Raw genomic sequence first — 371 nt, forward strand, 5'->3', positions numbered from 1 at the left:
TGTTGCTGCCCGTTTCGGGGGCGGAGGGTCGTCCGCGGGTGGATGACCGTCGGGTGATCAACGGGATGTTGTTCAAGGCCAAGACAGGCGTGGCGGGATCTTCCGGAGCGCGATGGGCTGTGGAAGAGGGTCTATAGCCGGTTCTGGTGCTGGTCGCGCACCGGCGCCCTGTGCGCGCTGGTGGCGCAGGTGCGGCTGCTGGCCGGGGCGATCGTTGAACTGGACCGTGAGGTATCGGTCGATGCCAGCATCGTGCGGGCGCATCAGCACGCCGCCGCCCCGCACAGGGGGCGAGCGAATCCCGCGGCGGGCAGAGCGAGCCATGTGATCGTGCCGTCGGCCGGTCCCGTGGCGGAGTCACTACCAGGATC

1 protein-coding gene is annotated in these 371 nt (G+C 69.0%); it reads left to right on the forward strand.

All coding sequences use genetic code 11. The features are described from left to right. Positions 1-189 precede the first annotated feature (189 nt). Positions 190-371, forward strand: a 182-nt coding sequence (locus tag QSK30_RS36665; RefSeq protein WP_285510011.1) for a hypothetical protein, incomplete at its 3' end; no start/stop codon positions are given.

The organism is Actinokineospora sp. NBRC 105648, assembly GCF_030269645.1.
Lineage (GTDB): Bacteria > Actinomycetota > Actinomycetes > Mycobacteriales > Pseudonocardiaceae > Actinokineospora.